This window comes from Vibrio mediterranei (assembly GCF_013364395.1).
Classification (GTDB): Bacteria; Pseudomonadota; Gammaproteobacteria; order Enterobacterales; family Vibrionaceae; genus Vibrio; species Vibrio mediterranei.
This window is the reverse complement of sequence record NZ_JABXGK010000008.1, coordinates 1,108,915-1,131,558: the sequence shown is the minus strand read 5'-3', so window position 1 is coordinate 1,131,558 and position 22,644 is coordinate 1,108,915. Positions and strand designations below refer to the sequence as shown.

23 protein-coding genes and 1 tRNA gene are annotated in these 22,644 nt (G+C 42.6%); 16 read left to right on the top strand and 8 right to left on the bottom strand.

Annotation, left to right across the window (positions count from 1 at the left end; translation table 11 throughout):
• On the top strand, positions 1-1,455 hold the full coding sequence (locus HOP38_RS22145; RefSeq protein ID WP_198559005.1) for an NAD-dependent succinate-semialdehyde dehydrogenase: 1,455 nt from the start codon (positions 1-3) through the stop codon (positions 1,453-1,455).
• A 70-nt stretch (positions 1,456-1,525) separates the two neighbouring features.
• On the opposite strand, the gene hpaA is transcribed toward HOP38_RS22145, so the two are convergent.
• Complete coding sequence (gene hpaA, locus HOP38_RS22140; protein ID WP_198559004.1) at positions 1,526-2,401, bottom strand: 4-hydroxyphenylacetate catabolism regulatory protein HpaA; 876 nt, start codon at positions 2,399-2,401, stop codon at positions 1,526-1,528.
• A 167-nt stretch (positions 2,402-2,568) separates the two neighbouring features.
• Between hpaA and HOP38_RS22135 the strand changes: the two genes are divergently transcribed.
• The gene (locus tag HOP38_RS22135) at positions 2,569-3,741 is read left to right on the top strand and encodes a p-hydroxyphenylacetate 3-hydroxylase oxygenase component (protein WP_198559003.1); all 1,173 of its coding nucleotides are present in this window, start codon (positions 2,569-2,571) and stop codon (positions 3,739-3,741) included.
• Between the two features lie 202 nt (positions 3,742-3,943).
• Positions 3,944-4,018 (top strand) — tRNA-Gly (locus tag HOP38_RS22130).
• Positions 4,019-4,232: 214 nt separating this feature from the next.
• On the opposite strand, the gene HOP38_RS22125 is transcribed toward HOP38_RS22130, so the two are convergent.
• Positions 4,233-4,664, bottom strand: coding sequence for a hypothetical protein (locus HOP38_RS22125; protein ID WP_006069578.1), 432 nt, complete (start codon positions 4,662-4,664; stop codon positions 4,233-4,235).
• Between the two features lie 610 nt (positions 4,665-5,274).
• On the opposite strand from HOP38_RS22125, the gene HOP38_RS22120 reads away from it, so the two are divergent.
• Together HOP38_RS22120 and HOP38_RS22115 are read left to right on the top strand one after the other, a co-directional pair.
• Positions 5,275-5,742: an ATPase P gene (locus HOP38_RS22120; RefSeq protein WP_198559002.1), complete on the top strand. Its 468-nt coding sequence runs from the start codon at positions 5,275-5,277 to the stop codon at positions 5,740-5,742.
• 104 nt (positions 5,743-5,846) lie between these two features.
• The gene (locus tag HOP38_RS22115) at positions 5,847-6,068 is read left to right on the top strand and encodes a hypothetical protein (RefSeq protein WP_124942187.1); all 222 of its coding nucleotides are present in this window, start codon (positions 5,847-5,849) and stop codon (positions 6,066-6,068) included.
• A gap of 43 nt (positions 6,069-6,111) precedes the next feature.
• On the opposite strand, the gene HOP38_RS22110 is transcribed toward HOP38_RS22115, so the two are convergent.
• From HOP38_RS22110 to HOP38_RS22100, 3 genes are all read right to left on the bottom strand, one after another.
• Complete coding sequence (locus HOP38_RS22110) at positions 6,112-7,299, bottom strand: multidrug effflux MFS transporter (RefSeq protein WP_062461205.1); 1,188 nt, start codon at positions 7,297-7,299, stop codon at positions 6,112-6,114.
• 157 nt (positions 7,300-7,456) lie between these two features.
• Positions 7,457-9,445, bottom strand: coding sequence for a peptidase U32 family protein (locus tag HOP38_RS22105; RefSeq protein ID WP_198559001.1), 1,989 nt, complete (start codon positions 9,443-9,445; stop codon positions 7,457-7,459).
• 91 nt (positions 9,446-9,536) lie between these two features.
• Positions 9,537-9,695 carry a hypothetical protein gene (locus HOP38_RS22100; protein ID WP_156020610.1) on the bottom strand — a complete coding sequence of 53 codons (159 nt, stop codon included), beginning with the start codon at positions 9,693-9,695 and terminating at the stop codon, positions 9,537-9,539.
• 397 nt (positions 9,696-10,092) lie between these two features.
• On the opposite strand from HOP38_RS22100, the gene HOP38_RS22095 reads away from it, so the two are divergent.
• On the top strand, positions 10,093-10,737 hold the full coding sequence (locus tag HOP38_RS22095; protein ID WP_198559000.1) for a TetR/AcrR family transcriptional regulator: 645 nt from the start codon (positions 10,093-10,095) through the stop codon (positions 10,735-10,737).
• The gene (locus HOP38_RS22090; protein ID WP_198558999.1) at positions 10,738-11,052 is read left to right on the top strand and encodes a DnaJ family domain-containing protein; all 315 of its coding nucleotides are present in this window, start codon (positions 10,738-10,740) and stop codon (positions 11,050-11,052) included. It abuts the gene before it with no gap.
• Positions 11,053-11,353: 301 nt separating this feature from the next.
• Here HOP38_RS22090 and HOP38_RS22085 read toward each other — a convergent pair whose 3' ends face one another.
• On the bottom strand, positions 11,354-12,547 hold the full coding sequence (locus HOP38_RS22085; RefSeq protein ID WP_198558998.1) for a C45 family autoproteolytic acyltransferase/hydrolase: 1,194 nt from the start codon (positions 12,545-12,547) through the stop codon (positions 11,354-11,356).
• Positions 12,548-12,678: 131 nt separating this feature from the next.
• Between HOP38_RS22085 and HOP38_RS22080 the strand changes: the two genes are divergently transcribed.
• The 3 genes from HOP38_RS22080 (at position 12,679) to HOP38_RS22070 (ending at position 14,192) form a co-directional block, all read left to right on the top strand.
• Positions 12,679-13,089: a helix-turn-helix domain-containing protein gene (locus tag HOP38_RS22080; RefSeq protein ID WP_006069607.1), complete on the top strand. Its 411-nt coding sequence runs from the start codon at positions 12,679-12,681 to the stop codon at positions 13,087-13,089.
• A gap of 153 nt (positions 13,090-13,242) precedes the next feature.
• Positions 13,243-13,608, top strand: a complete 366-nt coding sequence (locus HOP38_RS22075) for a hypothetical protein (RefSeq protein ID WP_006069608.1) — start codon at positions 13,243-13,245, stop codon at positions 13,606-13,608.
• 17 nt (positions 13,609-13,625) lie between these two features.
• Positions 13,626-14,192 carry a hypothetical protein gene (locus tag HOP38_RS22070; RefSeq protein WP_198558997.1) on the top strand — a complete coding sequence of 189 codons (567 nt, stop codon included), beginning with the start codon at positions 13,626-13,628 and terminating at the stop codon, positions 14,190-14,192.
• A gap of 39 nt (positions 14,193-14,231) precedes the next feature.
• Here the strand turns inward: HOP38_RS22070 and HOP38_RS22065 are convergent, their stop codons facing one another.
• Positions 14,232-14,990, bottom strand: coding sequence for a DeoR/GlpR family DNA-binding transcription regulator (locus HOP38_RS22065; protein WP_124942181.1), 759 nt, complete (start codon positions 14,988-14,990; stop codon positions 14,232-14,234).
• 27 nt (positions 14,991-15,017) lie between these two features.
• On the bottom strand, positions 15,018-15,899 hold the full coding sequence (locus HOP38_RS22060) for a sugar kinase (RefSeq protein ID WP_006069611.1): 882 nt from the start codon (positions 15,897-15,899) through the stop codon (positions 15,018-15,020).
• A gap of 266 nt (positions 15,900-16,165) precedes the next feature.
• On the opposite strand from HOP38_RS22060, the gene yihU reads away from it, so the two are divergent.
• From yihU to HOP38_RS22030, 6 genes are all read left to right on the top strand, one after another.
• Positions 16,166-17,059 (top strand): sulfolactaldehyde 3-reductase, encoded by an 894-nt coding sequence (gene yihU, locus HOP38_RS22055; RefSeq protein WP_006069612.1) that lies wholly within the window; start codon positions 16,166-16,168, stop codon positions 17,057-17,059.
• Positions 17,060-17,076: 17 nt separating this feature from the next.
• Entirely contained in the window at positions 17,077-18,117 is a 1,041-nt protein-coding gene (locus HOP38_RS22050; protein ID WP_198558996.1) for an aldose epimerase family protein, read from the top strand.
• Between the two features lie 114 nt (positions 18,118-18,231).
• Positions 18,232-19,482: an AGE family epimerase/isomerase gene (locus HOP38_RS22045; protein WP_198558995.1), complete on the top strand. Its 1,251-nt coding sequence runs from the start codon at positions 18,232-18,234 to the stop codon at positions 19,480-19,482.
• A gap of 246 nt (positions 19,483-19,728) precedes the next feature.
• The gene (locus tag HOP38_RS22040; protein ID WP_006069615.1) at positions 19,729-20,589 is read left to right on the top strand and encodes a class II fructose-bisphosphate aldolase; all 861 of its coding nucleotides are present in this window, start codon (positions 19,729-19,731) and stop codon (positions 20,587-20,589) included.
• Between the two features lie 166 nt (positions 20,590-20,755).
• Positions 20,756-21,295: a TRAP transporter small permease gene (locus tag HOP38_RS22035; protein ID WP_006069616.1), complete on the top strand. Its 540-nt coding sequence runs from the start codon at positions 20,756-20,758 to the stop codon at positions 21,293-21,295.
• Positions 21,296-21,305: 10 nt separating this feature from the next.
• Entirely contained in the window at positions 21,306-22,595 is a 1,290-nt protein-coding gene (locus HOP38_RS22030) for a TRAP transporter large permease (RefSeq protein ID WP_038221714.1), read from the top strand.
• Positions 22,596-22,644: the final 49 nt, after the last annotated feature.

The following is a 22,644-nucleotide window of genomic DNA, read 5'->3' as shown; positions in this document are numbered from 1 at the left end:
ATGAAACTCAATAATCCTAAATTATTGATTCAGCAACGCTGTTTTATTGGCGGTGAATGGTTTAGTTCACCTAACGGCACTTATGATGTGGTTTATAACCCATCGAATCAACAAGAGATTGGTTCAGTGCCTCGACTGGGCAAAGCGGAAGCAGAGTTAAGTGTTGAGGTTGCACAATCTGCATTCCAATTGTGGAAGGACACCACTGCCGAGCATAAGTCCGTGGTATTGAGAAAATGGTATGATTTGATTGTTGAAAATACCGAAGATCTTGCCACAATTTTAACTTCAGAACAGGGCAAACCACATGCAGAAGCGAAAGGAGAGATTACCTACGCTGCAAGCTTTGTATTGTGGTATAGCGAAGAAGCGAAACGCGCTTATGGAGAAATGATCCCTAGTCATAAGACTGATGGAAAAATCGTTGTGACTAAGGAGCCTATTGGTGTGGTCGCAGCAATCACGCCTTGGAACTTTCCTGCAGCGATGATCACCAGAAAATGTGCACCTGCATTTGCAGCGGGCTGTTCAGTAGTGTTAAAACCAGCGCCTGATACGCCTTTTACTGCATTTGCTCTCGCTGAATTAGCACAACAGGCGGGTATTCCTAATGGACTGCTAAACGTGATTACCGGTGACGCAGTTGAAATCGGCAGCGTTGTTACTGCACACAAATGGGTGCGCAAAGTATCGTTCACTGGGTCAACTAACGTAGGTAAGATCCTAATGAATCAATCCGCCTCATCTATTAAAAAAATGGCGCTAGAGCTTGGAGGTAATGCTCCGTTCATTGTATTTGATGATGCTGATATAGATGCCGCTGTTGAAGGGGCGATGATTGCAAAGTTCAGAAATGCTGGACAAACCTGTGTATGCGCAAACCGTATTTTTGTTCAGGAGGCGGTTTATGATGAATTTGCTTCTAAGTTAACCAAGAAAGTCCAAGCGTTAAAAGTAGGCGACGGTTTTGAGCAAGGCGTGACCATAGGGCCTCTGATTAATGCTCAAGCCGTGGCAAAAGTACAATCGCACGTGGATGATGCCATTGTAAAAGGTGCTCAGATTCGGTGCGGTGGATTTGATGAGCGCAATCGTCAGTTTGTGACTCCTTTCGTATTGACAGGTGTCACCGATGATATGTTAGTAGCACATGAAGAAACCTTCGGGCCGTTGGCGCCATTATTTAAGTTCCAGTCAGTCGAAGAAGTGATTGCCAGAGCAAATAACACAGACTCAGGATTGGCTGCTTATTTCTATACTCAGTCGTTGGCGAAGGCGTGGACAGTTGGTGATGCGTTGGAAGTGGGTATGATTGGTATCAATGAAGGTCTCATTTCTACTGCTGCTGCACCATTTGGAGGAGTTAAAGAGTCGGGGCTAGGGCGTGAAGGTTCCCGACATGGAATGGAAGAGTTTATGGAGATGAAATACATGTTTATGGGTGGTTTAAAGTAATAAAAAGCGAGTGTCCACATTCACCATTCTTAACAGAATATTCAATACATCCTCATAGAGGAAGAGGCAGCTATTGCTGCTCTCTTTCTCTGAACTCTGTTGCCGTCTCACCAGCGTTTTTCTTAAAAAAACGAGCAAAGTAAGCGGGGTCTTGGTATCCCAATTCATATGCGACTTCTTGTACTGACATGGCCGTCAATAGTAATAGTCTTCTAGCCTCTTGCATTACTCTATCAGAGGCTAAACGTTTTGACGCTAAGCCACTAATACGTTTACAGATATCGTTTAACCGTGCTGTTGTTAATCCGAGTTTTTCTGCATACTGAGGAAGCGTCCAATGAGACTTGTAGTGTTGTTCAATAAGTTGGCTAAATTGATTAAAAATATGAACATCGCTACTACGATAAGTAGTATTGGTTGGTTGAGCATTTGCTAAGCGAATAACATCGATCAGTATAAGTTGTAAGATCGACTGGCAGGCGATGTCATTCATAAAATCTGATCCGCTTTGTTCCGCTATCAAATGCTCAAAAAGTGTCACTAAACGATGCCCACTTTCGAGCTCTGTGCAAAAAGGTTGCATGGCGGTAGAAGCAACATCATTTCTTCCAATTTCAATGTCTAATAACCTCCAAACAAGGGTTTGACTGGCTGTAATAACAAAGCCATTGGCGTGATCTTCTGTGACAAAGGAGTGAGGAACGGTCGGGGGAGTAAAGAACAGTGTGACACCGTTCCGCGAGTAGTGAGATTCATCGAGTAAAACGTGCGTGTTCCCTTCCAAAATACAGTGAATTTGATAGTAACGATCGTGATAATGAGTTGGCATGTTACGACCAAAGAACAAGGCTAGACTATCCAATTTTTCAACGTGAAAGTCATTATCCTGATAACGAGAGTCGTACACTTTACCAATATTCAGGTTAGGGATAGTGAGAGATTCCATATGCTTTATCTTCTCAATTTGAGTTAATAGTTAATATATTAGGTAACTCTGCGAAAAGTACAAGCAAACAAAGGTAACATCCATTTAACAACTTCGATTTTGTGAACATACTAGTCAGTAATTGCCCACCTGATAACGATTATAGGGCTAACCTTCAAAAGGAATCGATGATGAAAAAACCTAATCCGTTACTCGAAAAATTACACGTTATTTTGCCAACTATCGCTAATAACGCGATGCAAGCAGAACAAGACCGAACGCCACCCGAAGAAAACATCCGATTGCTAAGAGAGATTGGGTTCTTTAGGGCGTTTCAACCTAAGGCTTACGGTGGCCTTGAAATCTCTTTGCCAGAATTTACTGATTGTGTCGCTGCACTTGCTGGTGCATGTGGAGGTACAGCTTGGGGCGCAAGCTTGTTGGCGACTCACAGTCATCAAATGGCTATGTTTTCCAAAGAAGCGCAGGAAGAGTTCTGGGGAAGTGACCCTGAAGCCACAGCGAGCAGCAGTATCGCTCCGTTTGGTAAGATTGATGAAACAGAAGGCGGCGTCATCTTCAACGGTGATATGCGTTGGAGTAGTGGATGTGATCATGCAGATTGGGCCATTTTAGGATTCAATCGTTTCGATGAAGATGGCAATAAATCTTATTGTTTTGGTATCGTTCCTCGCCATCAGTACAAGATTGTCGATGACTGGTATGCTGCGGGTATGAAATCAAGTGGTACGAAAACACTAGAGCTTAGAGATGTTTTCATTCCGGAACACAGAATTGAAACCGCAAAAAGTATGATGGAAGGGGAGTCCGCTGGCTTTGACTTATACCCAGAGAGCGACATTTTCTACACACCTTATCGCCCTTACTTTGCATGTGGCTTTGCAGCTATTGGCTTGGGTATCGCTGAACGTATGTTGGATGTTTACAAAGAAAAGCAGAAGAACCGTGTACGAGCTTACACCGGCGCTAATGTTGGCGTAGCAACTCCTGCGTTGATGCGTCTTGCGGAATCAACACATCAGGTTGCGGCTGCTAGAGCCCTATTAGAGAAAACTTGGCAGGATCACAAGGAACATGGCGAGCGCAAGGAGTACCCTTCAGCAGAGACCCTAAGCTACTGGCGCACAAATCAAGCGTATGCTGTTAAGATTTGCATTGAAAGTGTTGACCGTCTTTTCGAAGCCTCTGGCGGTATGGCATGGTTTAGCGACAACGAAGCCCAGCGTTTATTCCGTGACTCTCATATGACAGGTGCACATGCCTATACTGATTACGATGTTTGTGCTCAGATCCTAGGACGAGCATTAATGGGGTTAGAACCAGATCCAACAATGGTATAGTCCGACATAGTCGATAAAGGGCTACTTGGTGTCGCCCTTTATCACATTTGTGCACCATATCACGGATTTTTCAAGGTAGGTGATTTGAAGCGGGTAAGAATTGTTCGTTAAGAATAAAAAATGTGCAAACAAACACTTAAGTCCTAATTAGTGCTTTTCTTTTGTCTCAGATATGGCATATTAACTCTTGTTCCGCGATGATGCGTGCATCGTATAATGGCTATTACCTCAGCCTTCCAAGCTGATGATGCGGGTTCGATTCCCGCTGCACGCTCCAATTTCTCCCCCATGTTATTTACTCTTCACATAACACCTGAAACAACTAAGTATTCTAGAATTACGTTCCTAAGCTTTCGCTCGCCATAAATGAACTACACCATTTAGATCAAAAGTTGTCTGCTTGGACATCTAGGGTCTTCAAAAATCGTGTCTGCTTATGTTGCAGTGATGATAGTACCGCCCGACTTGCATAGAGGCGGCACATCATAATATTAATAGAACGTTACCTTCGCGTTATATTCTACTTGGTCATCATCGCCCACAACATTCTTGTAGTAGTCAACAGTAAAGTAAATAGGTTTGTCCTTTTTGACTTTTTCAGCAATCTTCTTGTCTAAATTCTTAACAGACTGGAAGTCATATACATGGAAAGTGTAACCAGGTTTTAGGTTCATCTCTTTAGCTTGTTTGCTCGTAATGTAAGTTTCTCGATAGATGGGAGATAAGTAAGAATCAAACTGCTGTCTAACCTCATCGCCATCCGATACTTCATATCCAAAATCATTAACAACCAACGTGCCACTTTGTAATGATTCCATGGACGCATCCATGTTCTCTTTATCTGAGCTTTGTGTTGCAGTACAAGCGATGGTTAGTATAGAAAAAGATACGAGCATCATGAGTCTGAAAATAGATTTATACATATTTAACCTCATACTTCCTTTTAGTGTTAATTTAGTCATTAGCCAGAATATTACTGACAGCTATATTATAGGTAAGATTATGAGTAGTTCCATTGGTTGATTTTATCTATGGCAGTTATTTTACGAGTTGAAGGGTGACAAGGCGTTTTTTATAGAATGATATTGGGCAGTGCTAAGTTAAAAATGCATTAAATCAAAATGCTATTGTGTTTTTTATCTCTAGAATCCGTACTCTAATGAATACTCAAGTAGCTAAATAATTGGCTAACTCTAAATCTACTCATCAGAACAGTAATCTATTCAAACGTTAATTAGGTGTCCTTTATACGTGTAAAATTACTATCGTATTGATAATCATGGTTTTTATTGATTTAGTAATACTAAAATCTCTTTGAAGTGTAATTCAGTAGTTGTTGTGATAGCTTCGCATTAAACTTAAATCACGATATTTCAGCTAAGCATGAGATTACTTGGATTTACAATTAACACGAGTTAATCGTATTGTGATTAATTTGGTTTTGTTTGTTGAGATTTATAATTAACCTGTATTTTATTGAGGGTTTCTTCTCGATAATTGTTTAAATGAAAGAAACTTCTTCGAGGAATAGATATGAGTATTGAAATACCTATACCAAATTGGACTAAAACGATTAAAACGGTATATTTTGGATTTGATGGTACGTTAGCTGAGGATGGAAAGCTCATTGGGGGGGGCGAAAATAAGCTAAGAGAGCTTGCTTCATTAGTAGATATTTACGTGCTAACTGCGGATACATTTGGCACCGCCAAAGACGTTTTGTCGTCTCTACCCGTTAACGTAGTCACTTTAGACCACTGTAATACTCAAAGACAGAAAAGCGAGTCTATGTCTACACCATCCTCAAGCTCTGTTGCTATTGGTAGAGGTCTAAACGATGTACTTATGCTTGAAAAAGTGACGTTAGGCATTGTCGTTCAGACAGCGGAAGGCGTTCACCCAAAAGCACTTATGCGAGCAGATCTAATCTCTAACAGCATTCACGAAGCCATCGATTTACTTTTGAATCCGAAAAGATTGGTATCTGGTTGTCGTATATAAGTTCATTAGCAACATGTCCAACATAACTAATATGCGGAGCAATCCAGTGGAAAGGTAACTGCTAACCAGTTGAATACGAATTAATAACCACGTGAGAATGAGAAATGAAAAGAAAATTAGTACTAATGATATTAGTTGCACCACTAACTCTATTTGGTTGTGCAAACAACATACACCAAGCCCCTAAACCGGTGAAAACTGAGGTCCAGCATTATTGTGAGGCGAATGGCGGTAGCTTTATATCCGCTTCTAATGAGTGCAAACTCGAAGATGGCAATATTATGGATGCGACGGTTTATTTTCAAGATCATCAACCGGACTATTAATCATAATACTTGCTGATGTTATGTCTTTAGTGATTCCTTGGATTTAGGGAGATGAAGATGATTGCTCTGCATTAAATCCGTTGCGGATATTTGTGAATGTAATTGCTGCGAAGAGCGTTATTACCATTGATAAATGCCAAGGTTCACTCAAACCTATCCGAACCAATCCCATACTAACCAGGGATGATACAATCATCTGCCCACCTCCAGATAAAGCGGCGGCGACACCTGCTTGTTTTTTGTATGGAAGAAGGACCATTGCTTGAGAGCAAGGGAGTGCGATGCCGTTACCTAAAATCATCAAAAACTGACCTAACATTAAATAGATAGGTTCGAGGGGAGATAGAAATAACCAAAGTGCTGCAATTAAGTGTATGAGAGGCGTACAAAAGAGCATGTTTCTTGTACCGATGATAGGACGTATTCGATTACATAGTGTCGTACCTAAAATCATACCGAAAGCCGGGATAAGCGCCCATAATGCGTACTCATCAGAATTCATACCAATTTGATTCTGCATGATAAAAGGCATAACGGATACGGTAGTGATCATTAAACTGAAGTTCAGCCATCCGATACTGGCGAAGCTCATAAAGTAGGTCGAACGCATCAGTTCCCAGTATTGGCACAGCATTTTTCGTGGAGATGGTATTGAAGATTTTTGAGCTACTGTTTCTTTGAATTGGAAAGCAATGACTATCCATGCCAATGCAACATAACTAAACAAGGAAACGAAAACCATGCTCCAACCGAAATGGAAGTTGATGAAACCACCGAGGACTGGCGCAATGACAGGGGTTATGGAAGCGGCCATTGCGATGTAGGACATAGCAATTGGAAGATCAGCACCGTTAAACTGGTCTCTGGTTGATGCTCTAGCGAGTACGGCACAGCATCCCGTCCCTAAGCCTTGTAAAAATCGGCCTAATACCATCCCTTCAAACGTACTCTGAAAGACAATTATTGTTATTAGCCCCATTAAGGCGATGATGAGTCCCGATAACAGGACTTTTTTTCGTCCCACAGCATCTGAAATGGGACCATACAAGAATTGAGATGGTCCGAAACCCAATAAATAGATACCGACCAGAAGCTGTGCTTGGTCCAAAGAAATATCAAAATCCGCAGCAATCCAAGGCAGTGATGGGAATACTAAGCCCATACTCAACTGACCAACGCTAATAATTAGGCAGGCGAGTAGTATTACTTTGTAGCGAATTCCATTTGTCATTGGTGTTCCATCAAGAGACTCTAAGACTAAATAGAGGAGTTGGGAGTTGAATTTGTATTACATAATACTCTGTTTATTTCGATTATGCGCTAGGTTTGAATGTAAATCTTGGTAAAAAACCAACGGTAACAATGGGCTACCGTTGGTTAGCTAGGGCCTAAATACCCTTCGAATATTGGTGGTTTGTTGTTGGCGAGATGAGAGTCGCTATAGCAGCACCTGATGTATGCTCTGGCTCAGCCAGCCACTGCAAAAAACTGTTGATAATTAGCTGCTTATCGTCGTTGACCTTAGTTTCAGTTTGAATGTTGCGCATATCAATGAATACATCCGTAATTAGATCGTTGTGGTCATTGAGTACTTCTAGGTTTAGAACATTCAGCTCACTATAAAGGCTGTTAAACGAACCTTTTTGTTTATCGACCACATATGGGTTGTCTTTTAAGTTAATGATTGACGTTCGTTTACTGCAGCGCTTCAAACAGCCATTATTTACCTTAATCTTTTTACATCCTTCAGTTTGTTGGAATAAGCACTGTCGACTGGTAAGTAAAGTATTTGGATGATAAACACTGTAGAACGTTCGCATCGTAGTTGGACGACGGATGTACTTGAGCTGTTTTTTGCTCAGTTCATTCGATAAGAACGCGCCACTGGCTTGGTATTCGTCGTTTAAACATTTGAGCGAATAAGAGTTCGCAGTGTTCATCTGAGGGCCGGCGATCCAATTCAACCTAGTACTTTGTGCGTAAAAGCCGACACCTGAATTATCAGTTACCAGTGTCGATGGATTAATGGCATCTAACAGCTGTTTCGCCGCCTCAAAATCATCACCAATTAAAATGGCAGGGAACCATGGTTTGAGTCGAGGATTAGCTTCAAAGAGTGCAATGAGTGATGTTAACTCGGCTTTTAGACCCATCGGCAATTGATAATAGACATCGACATTATCGTTAAGCGTTAGACTGACGTCCTGTTCCGATGAAACAAGTATGGAAAGGCGCTTTTTACTACCAATTGTCGGGTTTTCAAGTAGAGGCGCTAGTTTAGGAGCTTCAATGGAGCCTTTTAAGCTGGTTACGGTATTCGTTGCGCCGAGGTCCATCGCCGAAACTTCAGACTCAACACGTTGAATAATTTTGTTTTTCTTATCGTAAAGACGACGTTTTACGGACTGAATTTCATCACTGGTAGTGCATTGATAGACCGTTGAGAAGTGCTTTACCGCGTGATCACGCGGGTTGTCGATATACATGTTTTTTCCAAACTCACCTTGCAGGAAGCCATTGGAAAAATCACGATTAAATACGGTGTAAAGATCGGTTGTATCATTGGAGAGTGCTTTGCCGTCGCACAGACGGTCAATTTGTTTTCTCCAGTTATCAACGACAGTATAGACGTAATGAGGCTTCTTAATACGGCCTTCTACTTTGAGAGAATAAACTCCAGCATCGGCTAACGATTGCAGGTCATTAAAAGCGGAATTGTCTTTTAAGTTTAATGGGTAATCGGAACCTACTTTTGTCGTCTCATACTGCTCACGACAGGGCTGGCTGCAACGTCCGCGGTTGCCTGACGCACCATTGCGAGCAGAGCTAATATAGCAAAGGCCAGAGAATCCAATGCAATATGAACCATGGACAAAGACTTCCATTAACACGTTGTGCTGGTGGCCGAATTTGGCTAAATGACCAATCTCTTTGATATTCAACTCGCGCGAAAGATTAACTCGACTTACCGTCATCTGCTTTAAGAACTCAATTTGCCCAGTATTGTGGGTATTGAGCTGAGTAGATGCGTGCACATCTAATTCAGGAAAATGGTGCTTGAGTAGGTAAGCGAGTCCTAGGTCTTGAACGATGACGCCGTCAATATCAGTTTGTGCTAGCTGAGCAAGCAGTCGCATGACTGCTGGAATCTCACTCTCCAGGATCAACACATTAAGCGTCAGGAAAATCTGGCAGTTGTTAGCGTGTGCGAGTGCCAAAACACCTGTTAAGTTTTCTAAGGTTAGGTTTGCTGCGCGGTTTCGAGCGTTAAAGCGGTCTAGTCCGCAATAAACGGCATCAGCGCCTGCCGCAATTGCTGCTTTAATAGATTCAACATCACCACCAGGTGCTAAAAGCTCAAACTGATCTCGTGTCACAACTTATACCCTACCAATAAAAACGAGGGCGTATTCTACGGGAACTTAAGCAGAATTTCTCACCTTATTAACTGTAAGGATAAGCAAGGTGTTAACGTTTGAGTGAAACCGCGACCGATTCATAGGTGAAAAGTGGATTAGAACCAAGCACCATAGATTCCCCGAGTACCGAATGAATATTGATGAGGTAGGTGGTTAATAACTCACGATAATCGGAACGTGCTGAATAGATCGCTTTGTGCACTACCATGTCGAGTTCACTTGGGGCATACAAACGGCGCCACTGTAGGCAGTGATGAATGTGTAAGCTTCTAACCTATGTACATCGACTTGTTAAAGACAGAATGACCGAATTATGGTCAATACTCCTTAAAAAGAGCGTTAATCGTTACGCTCTTTAATCGTTATAATATTAGTATCCCCTTAATTAATCTCTATTATTCGATTTAAGTTATCCAGCCATTCGCGCTGATTTATCTGTTGAATGAACGCTCAAATATCTGTCCTTTTAGAATGACAAATAACTTGGATTCTTCGTCTCTGGATCAAAAATCATCTTGACATAGTGGTAGGTTATTAATTAAGTTAATGACATAAACTTAATGGTGTTAACTTAATAGTGTTAACTTAATGAGAGTGACCAGGTAATGACAAACAAGAAAGGTAAAGGTCGCCCTGCGCAAATAACAAGATCTGAAGTGATTGAATGTGCACTACAAATAGGGTTGTCCAATGTGTCAATGCACACACTGGGTAAGCAACTTGGTGTGAGTGCGACTGCACTCTATCGTCACGTAAGTTCAAAGGAAGAGCTTATCGTTTGTTGCAGCGACTACGTAATTGAGAAAATCGAACTACCACAAGAGAAAGAGTGGGATAAGTATCTTTACGCGTTTGCAGAAAATTTCAGGTCGGTATTACTTTCGTATCCTAATTCCGTTGAGTTTGTTAGATACAACCAACAGTTTACTCCCGCAAGTAGCGTGCTCGCCAATGATGTATTAGGGGTTTTTCGGAAATCAGGCTTTGAGGCAGAAGTTGGATTTATGGCGTTCGCAAGTGTTTATACGCGTGTAACGGACATTGTTCAGCACCAAGAACAAGCGAAACTGCAACCTCAAACTGCATCTAATCAAGAGCCTTCTTCTTTGATTGACAACACGTTGCCGAATCTAGCGTGGTTACTGAAACAGACGAAACCCGTTGACTATGAAAAGTACTTTATTGACGGGATCAAAATTACTATCGAAGGGCTAAAAGTGGTGTATTCACAACGCAATAGTGAGGCTTAAATGTCGATTTTTATAGACAATGCAATAAGTGGATGGATTCGTAAAGCAGAGCAAACCGGGGAGTTAAAGGACAATCCCTACAAAGGAAAAAGTATTGATTTGGAAGATTATTTTAATACGCCAGCAGAGCACCGCATGGGTATGAAAATACTCAAAGATGCCAATTGCCTTCCTCCGGCAATTCAATTAATGAAAGAGATTGAAGTAAAGAAAGAGCAATTCCAACAAGAAGCTAACGAGTATTCAAAGGAGGCTCTAAGAAAAGAGATTATCTCTTTAGAGCTGAAAAGAAACCTGCTCCTGGAGAGCCAATAATGAAAGCTTGTCCATTTTGCGGAAGTAATATGTTACTAGTGGAATGGAGGACCTCAGCTTGGAATGAAAGATACTCAGATTGGCACGTGATTTGTCAAGATTGTGCTTGCTCCGCGCCGACTTATATTTGGAATAGAAGACACAACAGCTCAGGAACCGTAAAGCCTTTCAGTGAGATTGGAACAAGGAACGCGCTTGTCAATTGAGCTTAAAACACTTAAGTTAAAGTCTTGTGCAATCTATATGACCAATCAAGTGTCTAGAGTAGATTCTTTATTAGAGTCTACTCTAGAGTAACGAACTATTTGTTTAGACACACTTTCTGAAAGTCATTCCATTCACCCACCCCCGGAGCCACTTCTAAGCAGCCTTCTTTAGTGTCCATAACTGCGGTTAGCGTAGAGATAAAATCCGACCCATATGCTGCATGTTGAGCGATAGGTTTGGTATTAAGCACGTACTTTGCTGCGTCAACATTTCCCTCAGGGCTATTATCGATAAACTGTTGAGCAAACTCTGCGCGCCATTCTGTGTAGGCAGTAGCGATGGTGCGTTTTCTGCTTTTCTCGCCTAACCCTACTGATTCAGCAAAAGACTGCATCACGCCCGGACGTTCGGAATGGTTCGCATGACCGATACCTGCTGGACGTTTTATGACGTAATTATCGCCTTCTAGCATTTCTATACCAATGGTATCGCCATTTGCATCTGCAAAGTTAAAATGCGATGCAACAACCGTTCGGTGTTTCTCTAGAATTTTCTCTGCTTCTTCCACGCTTTTGGCATGACGAGCTAAGTAGTTTTGAAGAGCGCCAAGTTCGATTGCACTATTAGATTGAAGACCTACACCTTTTGAGTCAGTGCCCTGAAAGTTAATCACCACACCTATGTCTTTGCCAAGCGTTTGGCCAGAGCCATAAAAACCGGACGCCATGACTTGAACGTAATCGTCTGCTTGAAGAACCCAATAGTTGCCGCCAGATAAAGAAGGGGTATCGTTGACTTGTCCAACCACCCCTGTACCTGCAAAACTAATGGTTGTACAGCCACTTAATGATGATTGGGCTGCTGACGCTAACGCGGCGTCAAGTTGAGATAATGTGAACATCCTTTCTACAGAAATACCTCCGACTTCTGCCAATGCTTCTACTATTTCAAAGTACTCGGGATTGAGTTTTCTCGAGTTCTCCAATACTTTCATGGAGTCTTTTTCGAATTCGACAACATCAATTCCCGCCAGTTTGTAAACATACTCTGCCTCTTTAATGCCTCGTCTCACCTCATCGCCAATTTGCTTTTCAAAAACCGTGACATAGCTTTTAGAGTCAAGACCTCGAATATCCACAACTGGCAAGCTTTTCTGTTGTACAAATGTCTCTGGAGCGTAATAGGGTTGGTTAACATTCAAACCTTGCGCAGGCTCGAGAGATATTGCGTTTGCACCACTAGACAGCGTTAGTGCAGCGATGATTAAAGCTTGATGAGTAGTTTGCATAAAGGTGCCCTCAGTTAAAATATAAGGTTTGATAACTAGTGTTGTGTGTAACCTGGTATAAACTTATCATTTGATATATCCGCTATTCGGATAGGTTGGGTGTATAAATTCCACATAATGGACAAATCGAAATGGCAGAGATTGAAACAGAAGGTTTTGAGTTTTTTGGGGTCGAGGAACAGGTGTTCCGAAAAATGGTTATAGAGAGAATGGAAGCATTGATGGTTCAGACCCAGCTTTCCAAGAACTCACTGGCAAAAAAAGCAGGAATTGGTCGGTCTGCGCTTTATGAGAAAATGGATAGAGAAGGAAAGAGCCATTTTACTATTCTAGATTTTTTCCGTATTGCGAAAGCACTTGATGTTAGTCTTCTTCAGCTATTCCCCATGACCAGCTTAGAACGACTTCATGGCGGGCAATTACCGTTATCCGCAAGCACGTTGAAGTTTCTGGATCTAATGTTGGCAGCTCCGAAAGAAGATGTTGAGTACTTATCAGAATTCTACCGTACATTGAAAAAACGAGACGAGCAGAAAGCATAGCAATTATTTGTTCATCAGGTCGTAAGTAAAAACGACTTTCCATATTCCAGACAAAATAGGGCTATAGTTTCCATATAATGGACGCTGTCTTTGATACGATTTTTGTCGTTGGCACAGTTGGTGTGCCTGTCGAAATGTTATCGGAGACCTTGTATGAAAACCTTACTTAGAACTGTCCCACTGTCTTTATTATTGCTGTTACCGTTGACCGTAAGTCACGCTGCTTCATCTCCCGAACCTACTGCTCGTGAGTCCCAAACCGAACAATACGCTATGGTGATCGCATCCGGAAAACTCTTAAGTCTGACGAAATGGAAAGTTGAAGTCGACTTTGGGCAAGAACTGGAGATTGGCGTTAGGAACAAAGACCTATTACGCGACGAAAATGGCAAAACCATTGCGTTTAACTCGCCAATGGATGCTCTAAATTACATGAATAGTCAGGGGTGGGTGCTTGTTTCTACAGCCACTTCGGAGAGCAAGTTTACCGCTGTAATGAAGCGTACAGCGCATCAGTGAGTAGGTAGGTTGCGCGTATGATGAGCAAAGTAATAAACGTTTCGATGACTGACGTAGATAAGCAGGCTGAGCTGTGGCGGAATAGAACTGTAGCACCTCGACCCAAGGTACCTGCTTTGTGTGTGAATTCCGCGTTAACGTATGTTCGAAACCTATTTCTTCAAGAGTCGATTCTGCAAGAGCCGAGCCACGGCTGCGGTTGGTTAGGTGATCTTCTAAGCGGATGTTCTCGATATAGTGCTCTGCAATACAGTGAAATCTTAATCGTCAGCAGTTTGGTAATAAAGCACCGTTTGGAATTTGAAGACAATGGCTTATTAATTAAGCCAGCATTATACGGTGAGACGCTTGACGTTGAACCTATGTGGGGAGAGGGGGGAGATAAGCGCCAAACGCTCATTCATATCTTGTATTTGCTTAGTAATATGGTGAAGCGAACAGGCACGCCAAGTAGTTCGCTTATTACTAGTGCTTTCTTTAGTGCTATAGAGTGCTTCGATGCGATTGGATTAGAGTGCAGGTCATGTTACTTAATCAAGACATCTAGTGGGATGCTGCAAATAAAAACGGCCACCTTGTCTTAGACAAGTTGACCGTTTAATTTTCAGCTGCGCAAACGTAGATTAATCGCAAATCTCAATTGTTGTATCGCCTTTATTCACAATAGCCTCTAATTCTTTAGTCAGAGGCGCATCAGTGAATAAGCAACTTGCATCACTAATTGGACCTAATTCAATGGACCCCTTGGGGATAAACTTAGTTGAATCCAAAGCGACCAACACATGTCGAGCCGATTTCATTACTGTTTGAGTTATCAGAGTTTCGCTTAAGTCATATTCCAATAAGGTACCATCAACATCGATAGATGCTGCACTGGTAATAAGGAAATCAAAACGGAAGTTGGAAATAAAGTCCAATGCTTCAGTCCCGACAATACCACCGTTAAATGCCTTGACCTTGCCACTTGGTATCAGAACATCAAATGTCTTGTTACCGTGTAACACATTCGCAACACGTAAGCTGTTAGTAATAATCTGCAAGTTACTCTTGTTAAGCAGATGACTCGCAATAACTTCAGCGGTCGTACCAATAGTGATGAATACCGTTGAATTATCAGGAATCATATCCGCAATACGTTTAGCAATAGCGTTTTTTTGTTCGGTCTCTGACACCTTACGGACTTCGTAATCTAGGTTCGTTTTGGTAGCAGGAGAACTTGCTCCACCATGGTGACGTATTACAAGGCGCTCTTCACTGAGTTTCTTAATATCACGACGAATCGTTTGAGTCGAAACGTCGAGCATTTCTGCGAGTTCTTCGACGGTGTAGTAACCTTTGTCGTTAACGAACTGTAATAATTTATCTTGTCTTGGATTAGTCACGATAACCCTTCTTTTTTATTATTAGTTTTATATAGTGTCATCCACTTCTTTTCGGGTTGGAATACCTTCGCGGCCTCCAAGTTTCTTACATTTCAGCGCAGCTACGGTATTGGAAAAGATAATGGATTGACGCGTTTCCATACGCTCTGCAACAGCGACAGCAAGTGCTCCGTGGAAGACATCGCCTGCACCTGTGGTGTCAACAACATCTACTTTCAGACCTACTTGATGTGCGAGTTCGCCATTTTCAAGCCAATAACATCCTTTTGAACCGACTGTAACATAAACTCGTCCAGATGTCTTTTTTTGAGCGATTTTGAGACCTTCAACAGGATCGCTTGTTCCAGTGAATTTTTCGAGACCTGGCTCACTAAAAGCGACATGATCTGCTAATTCTACAAGTTCATCAATGGGTTCGGGAGTTATGTCTGCATCTAAAACCGAGGGAATACCCAGTTCTCTTGCTTGCTGTAGTGCATATTTTGCGCCATCTATCCAACGAACATCTGTAAGAATTGTGGAATATGTCGAAAAATCAACATTTTTAAGAGGGGTAGCATCGCGCAGCAGAGACTTGTCTTGATAGTTGACTATCATTCGTTCGCCTTCTTCATCGACGATGACGGCTGAAAATGCAGAGGATGCACCTTCGATTTTCACCATCTTGTCTACGCCAACACCATAGCTGGCCAATTCGGTCAACATGGTATCAGCAACGCTGTCACAACCAACACGACCTATGAAGTCAACGTCATGGCCTAACTTAGCCACTGCGACCGAAGCTGTAGCGGCTGGTCCACCACCAACTTCAAAGTAATCGTGCGCAACATATTTGCCGCCCTGAGTCGGGAGTTGGGAAACCAATTGCACTCGGTCTAATACTGTAATACCAACACAAGCTATCGCCATTTTATATCTCTTATCGTTTCAAACATCATTGGAAAAAAAGCGGTGAAACTATCGTTAGCTTTAAGGAAAAATCTCCGTCGAAAACCATCGAGTGTTTTCACAACTCATGGGCTCATTATAAGGACTAAATAGATTTGCGATGAGAGTATTCTCACAAAAAGATAATAAATGGACATAAAACAACAAAATGTGACAAATGTTGTGGTTATTAAATCTCGAATGATTATAGTAAGTAGCAATTCAATAACAGAACTAAGGACTTTTTCATGTCAACAGTAGGATTCATCGGTCTAGGTCAAATGGGCAGCCCAATGGCAGCAAACCTTATTAAAGGTGGCCACTCTTTACGCGTGTTTGATATCAGCGAAACTGCTGTCGCAAAGATGGTTGAGTTAGGTGCTACAGCCGCTACATCACCAGCAGACGCTGCATCTGACGCTGAATTTGTTATTACTATGCTGCCTAATGGCGCACTGGTCAAAAGCACACTCTTTGGTGACAGTGGCGTTACAGAAGGCTTAGATAAGCAGGCGTTACTTATCGACATGTCGACCATTCACCCGTTTGAAACTGATGCGCTTATTAACGAGATGTCGGAAAAAGGCTTCTCAATGATGGAAGCACCAGTAGGTCGAACATCTGACCATGCAATCAAAGGTGAGCTGTTGATTCTTGCTGGTGGTACTCCAGAGCAAATCGCCAAAGCGCAACCATTATTTGATTGCATGGGCTCTGAAACAATTGATGCTGGTGGCCCAGGTAAAGGTATTCGCGTAAAAATCATTAACAACTATATGAGCATTGCTCTTAACGCACTGTCTGCAGAAGCGGCGACACTTTCTGAAGCTATTGGTCTTGAGTTTGATGCAGCATTGAAAGTCATGAGTGGTACTCCAGCTGGTAAGGGTCACTTTACAACAACCTGGCCGGGCAAAGTATTAGCAGGCGACCTAAGCCCTGCATTTATGCTGGATTTAGCGCATAAAGATCTAGGAATTGCTTTGGATCTTGCTAACCAAGTGAATGTACCAATGCCTTGTGGTGCGGCATCTCGCGAGCTATATAGTGTTGCGCGTGCAGCAGGCCGAGGTCGTCAGGATTGGACTGCGGTATTTGAACAGCTACGCGTTACTTCAGGTCTTGAAGCAAAAATTAAATAACGGATAGAGGCAATCACGTGAAACTGACTCAAGAAAACTGGGGCCACATTGAGGGTCAAGAGGTACCGGTTAAGCTCTTTACGTTGGCGAATGAACACGGCATGACGATACGTGTAACAAATTACGGGTGTATTGTCTCTTCCATTGAAGTCCCAGACCGTAACGGCCAGATTGCTGATGTGGTTCTAGGTTATGAAAGCCTTGAAAAGTATGTTGCTGGCCACCCGTTTTTTGGAGCAGTAGCGGGGCGCTTTGCAAATCGAATCAGAGATGGCCGTTACCAATTAGATGGACAAGTCTTTCAGTTAGAAACGAATGGGCTTCCGACGGGGCAGCATTTGCACGGTGGCTCAAAAGGGTTCGACAAATACGTTTGGAATTACACGCTAGAAGAGCAAAGTGAAGCGATTTTTGTTCATTTCAGTCGAATCTCTCCGGACGGTGAGTCAGGGTTTGGTGGCAACTTAGTCGTGACACATTCAATCGGTCTGGATGAACAGAACCAAGTCCATTACAACTTTACTGCTCATACCGATCAGTCAACGGTCGTCAATTTGGTCAATCATAGTTACTACAATCTTGGTGGGCATGATTCAGGAACCGTTGATAATCATCAACTAACACTGCAGTCAGAGTTCTATACTCCAGTGGATGAAACCATGATTCCAACGGGAGAAATTTGTTCGGTAACGGGCAGTGATCTCGACTTTACCTCCCGCACAGAAGTAGGCAACAGAGAGTTTGACCACAACTTTATATTAAACGGCGATACAGACCGACAAGGTTATCGAATTGCTGCTGAACTGTATGAACCTAATAGTGGTAGAGCAATGACGGTCTTTACTACTCAACCTGCGGTGCAGTTCTATAACGGTTTCAAGTTGTCGAATAAGCCTTGGTATGGTCGCAATGGTCATAAGTATGAAAATCGTGAAGGACTATGTTTGGAAACGCAGCATTATCCGGATAGCCCTAACCAAGCGCATTTTCCATCCGTGCGTTTGAATCCTGGTGAATTGTTCGAAGAAAAAACTATTCACCGTTTTGAGGTGAAATAGACCTAAAAATCAGCGAACCGCTATTGCCGTTCGCTAGATAACAATAATGATACTGAATTCAATGCGATGGACTGATAGGGTCGGTCGCAACAAAAAATAACGAGGAAACACCCTATGAAATGGATTAATACCCGATCTCATAACACATGGTTAGATAACGAAACTGACCGCATTTTTGAGTTTGGCAGAAACTCTGTGGTACCAAACGGTTTTGGTTGGATTGGTAACAACGGCAATGTGCGCGAAGAGATGGGCACACGTCTTTGGATAACTGCGCGCATGCTCCATTGTTATTCCTTGGCTGCACTCATGGGACGCCCTGGCGCCTATGACCTTGTCGAGCACGGTATTAAAGCTCTAGAAGGCCCGTTGAAAGATCAGGCTCACGGCGGTTGGTTTGCGACAATTGATAACGAAGGCGAAGGTATTGTTGATGAGTCAAAACAAGGCTACCAACATGCGTTTGTGCTCCTTGGCGCAGCGAGTGCAGTCACTACAGGTCACCCTCGTGCGCAAGCACTTCTAGAAGAAGCCATTGCCGTATATGAAAAGCACTTCTGGGTCGAAGATCGTCAAATGTGCTTCGAGTCTTGGGACAGAGAATGGACTGAAACCGAGGATTACCGCGGCGGTAATATGGCGATGCACTCTGTAGAGGCTTTCTTGATTGTTTACGATGTGACAAAAGATAAGAAGTGGTTGCAGCGCGCACTTAACATCACCGAGTTTATGATCAACAAAACAGCGAAAGGGTTAAGCTACCGCGTTAATGAACACTTTGATTCTGAGTGGAGACCTCTTCCTGATTACAATAAAGAAACACCAGCAAGTCATTTCAGAGCATATGGTGGTACACCAGGCCACTGGATCGAATGGGGACGTTTGATTTGTCACTTACGTGCAACCTTGCTAGAAATTGGCGAAGATTGTCCAGAATGGTTGTTAGAAGACGCTATTGGACTATTTGATGCTACGGTGCGCGACGCATGGCATGTCGACGGTGCGCCGGGCTTTGTTTATTCGGTAGATTGGGATGGCAAGCCAGTAGTTCGTGAGCGTATCCGCTGGGCTCCTGTAGAAGCGATTGGTACTGCTTATGCTCTATTTACAGTAACGGGTGATAAGAAGTACGAAGATTACTATCGTACATGGTGGGATTATTGCCGTACCTATTTGATTGATTATGAGGGATGTTCTTGGTGGCAAGAGCTGGACGTAAATAACCAAGCTGGTACTAGCAAGGTATGGGATGGTAAACAAGATATTTACCACTTAATGCATTGTTTGGTGATTCCTAGATTGCCACTGACTCCAGGGTTAGCTCCTGCATTATCTCAAGGCTTGCTTGACCAAGATATGAGATAACATCCTAATATCATTGGATATTAATTTTAAGTCTTTCCGAAAGATGACGGTGTAGTGCCGTCATCTTTTTTTTGTTTTTAACATTTTGGTAGAGAAAATCAAAAAACAACATAAAGATGTGCTCTATAGCTCATTTTTGTCCTTAATTGAGCGTTTATGTCATAAAGTGATACATAACTAACAGAAGTGGACGTTTTGTACTGGTAAATTACTACAGTAACGAACAAATACAGAGGAACACTCACAATGCCTTATATGTCAGGTAAAACAATGATTCAAGAAGCGTGGAACAATGGCTATGCCATCGGCGCTTTTACTGCACACAACTTAGAAACAATTAAAGCAGTGCTTCTTGCCGCTGAGAAAGAGCAATCACCAATCATGCTTCAAATCGGCCAAAAAGCGATTAATGAAATGGGCATGAAACCGTTACGCGATGCTGTTGACTCTCTAATACAACATCACCAGATTTCAGTGCCAATCTGTATTCACCTTGATCATAGCCGCAAGTTCGAACAGTGCATGGAAGCAGCAACCCGTGATTTCCAATCGCTGATGTTTGACGGTTCGGCACTTCCTTTCGAAGAGAACATTCGCATTACTAAAGCTGTCGTCGACGTAGCTAATGCACTTGGCTTAGGTGCTGAAGGTGAGATTGGCAAAATTGGTGGTACGGAAGATGACATCACTGTTGATGAGAAAGATGCAATGATCACCACGGTTGAAGAAGCTCTGGACTTCTCTGAACGCACGGGTGTTGATTATTTGGCCGTTTCTATCGGTACCGCTCACGGTGTATATAAAACAACACCAGAGCTGAAATTTGACCGTTTAAGCGAAATCAAAGAAGCAGTGAAAAAACCTATTGTACTTCATGGTGGCTCAGGTGTACCTGATGACCAAGTGGTCGAAGCTGTGAAACGCGGTGTAGCGAAGATCAACGTTGATACTGAGCTTCGTCAAGGCTTTATCAAAGGTGTTCAAGCTCACTGGAAACAGAATGAAAATGATTTCATTTTGGCGGATGTCATGAACACAGGTATTGAATCAATGATGGAAGTTGTTCAACACAAAATCCGTCTATTTGGCTCAAACGGTAAAGCTTAAAACGACCAAATGTCCATAATGTGACATTAACCCTACAAAAAACGACATATTGTTGCTCAGTGTGAAAACACTCACGGTTAAAAATTACTAACTGGGTTATCAATATAAATAGAGTGGACAATATGTCGTTTAAATAACAAAAATTATTATTTTTTATGGTGGTTCTATGCTTAAAGCAATGGAAAACGCTTTAAATACGATTAATGCGCCAATAGCGCGCTGGACAGCAAATATAGCAGGTTTCTTCTTGTTAGTGATGACTGTCATCGTATTGATTCAAGTAGCCTTTCGCTACATTTTAAACACTCCTTTGGGGTGGACAGATGAATCATCTCGTTTCTTGATGATCTACATGACTTACCTTTGCCTACCAATCATCTACCTAGATGAGCGTAATATCGCGATGACATTCGTCACCGACAAATTAAAAGGGACGCGTATCTTCGAACTCTTGATGGTATTTGGCCATGTCGCTAGCTTGATCTTGTTTGCGGTCTGGATTTACTTCGGTTACGCATTTTACAAAACAGGGTCGGTAATGGCGGACAGTCTTCCTATTCCAATGTTTGTCGTGTATGCGATTCCACCGATTATGCTGGCGATTTCGTGTCTATTTGCTCTCCAAAAGTTACTTGGCGCATTACACAACCTGATTCATTTCGATCCTGCTGAACATAATTCATCAGCAGTAGAAGCGGCCGAGTAGAGGTAACGTTATGGTTTCCCCAATTTTCCTAGTTTATTTTCTAGCATTCCTATTAATGGGTGTGCCTGTGCTGATGGCATTAGGTTTGTCGCCAATCATCACATTTATTCAAAATGACCAAGTACTGTTCATCAACATGCTTTATCAACGCTTGTACTCTGGTCTTGATAACTTTCTTCTACTAGCGCTGCCATTCTTTATGTTGGCGGGTGAGTGTATGTCGAGCGGCGGTATCACGCCACGTATTATCTCTTTCGCTCAAACTCGAGTTCAGCACCTACGCGGTGGCTTAGGACACGTAGTTATTCTTGCCTCCACGCTGTTTGGTGCACTAACCGGATCGGCAGTGGCGGCGACATCGGCGATCGGCAACATGCTGATTCCAGAAATGTCCAAATACAAGTATGACAAGAGCTATTCAGCGGCGTTAACGGCGGCGGCGACGGTACTTGGTAATATCATTCCACCTTCTGGTCTGATGCTGTTGTATGCGTTTGTCATGAACACATCTGTCGCTGCTATGTTTATTGCTGGTATTGTCCCAGGCATCATCTTCTGTGTTGGCTTGATGCTGGTAAACCGAATGCAAATTCGTAAGTATCCTGAAGTACAAACTCTGCCTCGTGCTACTAAGCTAGAGCGCAGTCAAAGTTTGAAACTGGCGATTCTGCCGTTGTTGACACCAGTCATCATTCTCGGTGGTATCTATGGCGGTATCTTTACGCCAACGGAAGCGGCAGCAGTAGCAGTAGCTTATGCCATCTTCCTGTCGGTTTATGTCATCAAAGTGACCAATATTAAAGCTACCTATGCGTTGTTTGCAAAAGTAGCGGTGAACGCAGCAGCCGTACTTATCATTGTTGCAGCGGCAAGTGGCTTTGCGTCAGCGATCAGTTTCTCAGGTATTTCGAATACGGTTACAGAGTTCTTTAATAGCATTACTCGTGACCCACTGATGCTGTTCTTCATCATCAACATCTTCCTATTCATCGTAGGCATGTTCTTAGATGCTGGTCCAGCAATCCTAATCTTCGGTCCTATTATTGCGCCAATCATGATCAATGCGGGTGTCGACCCAGTGCACTTTGGTGTGGTGATGTGTGTCAACCTATCTATTGGTCTTGCGACACCACCTATGGGACTAGTTTTATTCGTTGCTTCGGGCGTATCCGGACAACCCCTACAGAAAATTTCGAAGGCGATCATTCCATTCTTGATTGTAGAGTTCTTGATCATCTTCCTCATCTCATTCTTCCCGGAATTAGTGATAGGCCTACCTAAGCTGTTGGGTGTGATGTAGAGCTGATTCAAAAGAATACGTGAAACAAAAATTTATAAAGATAAAAGGA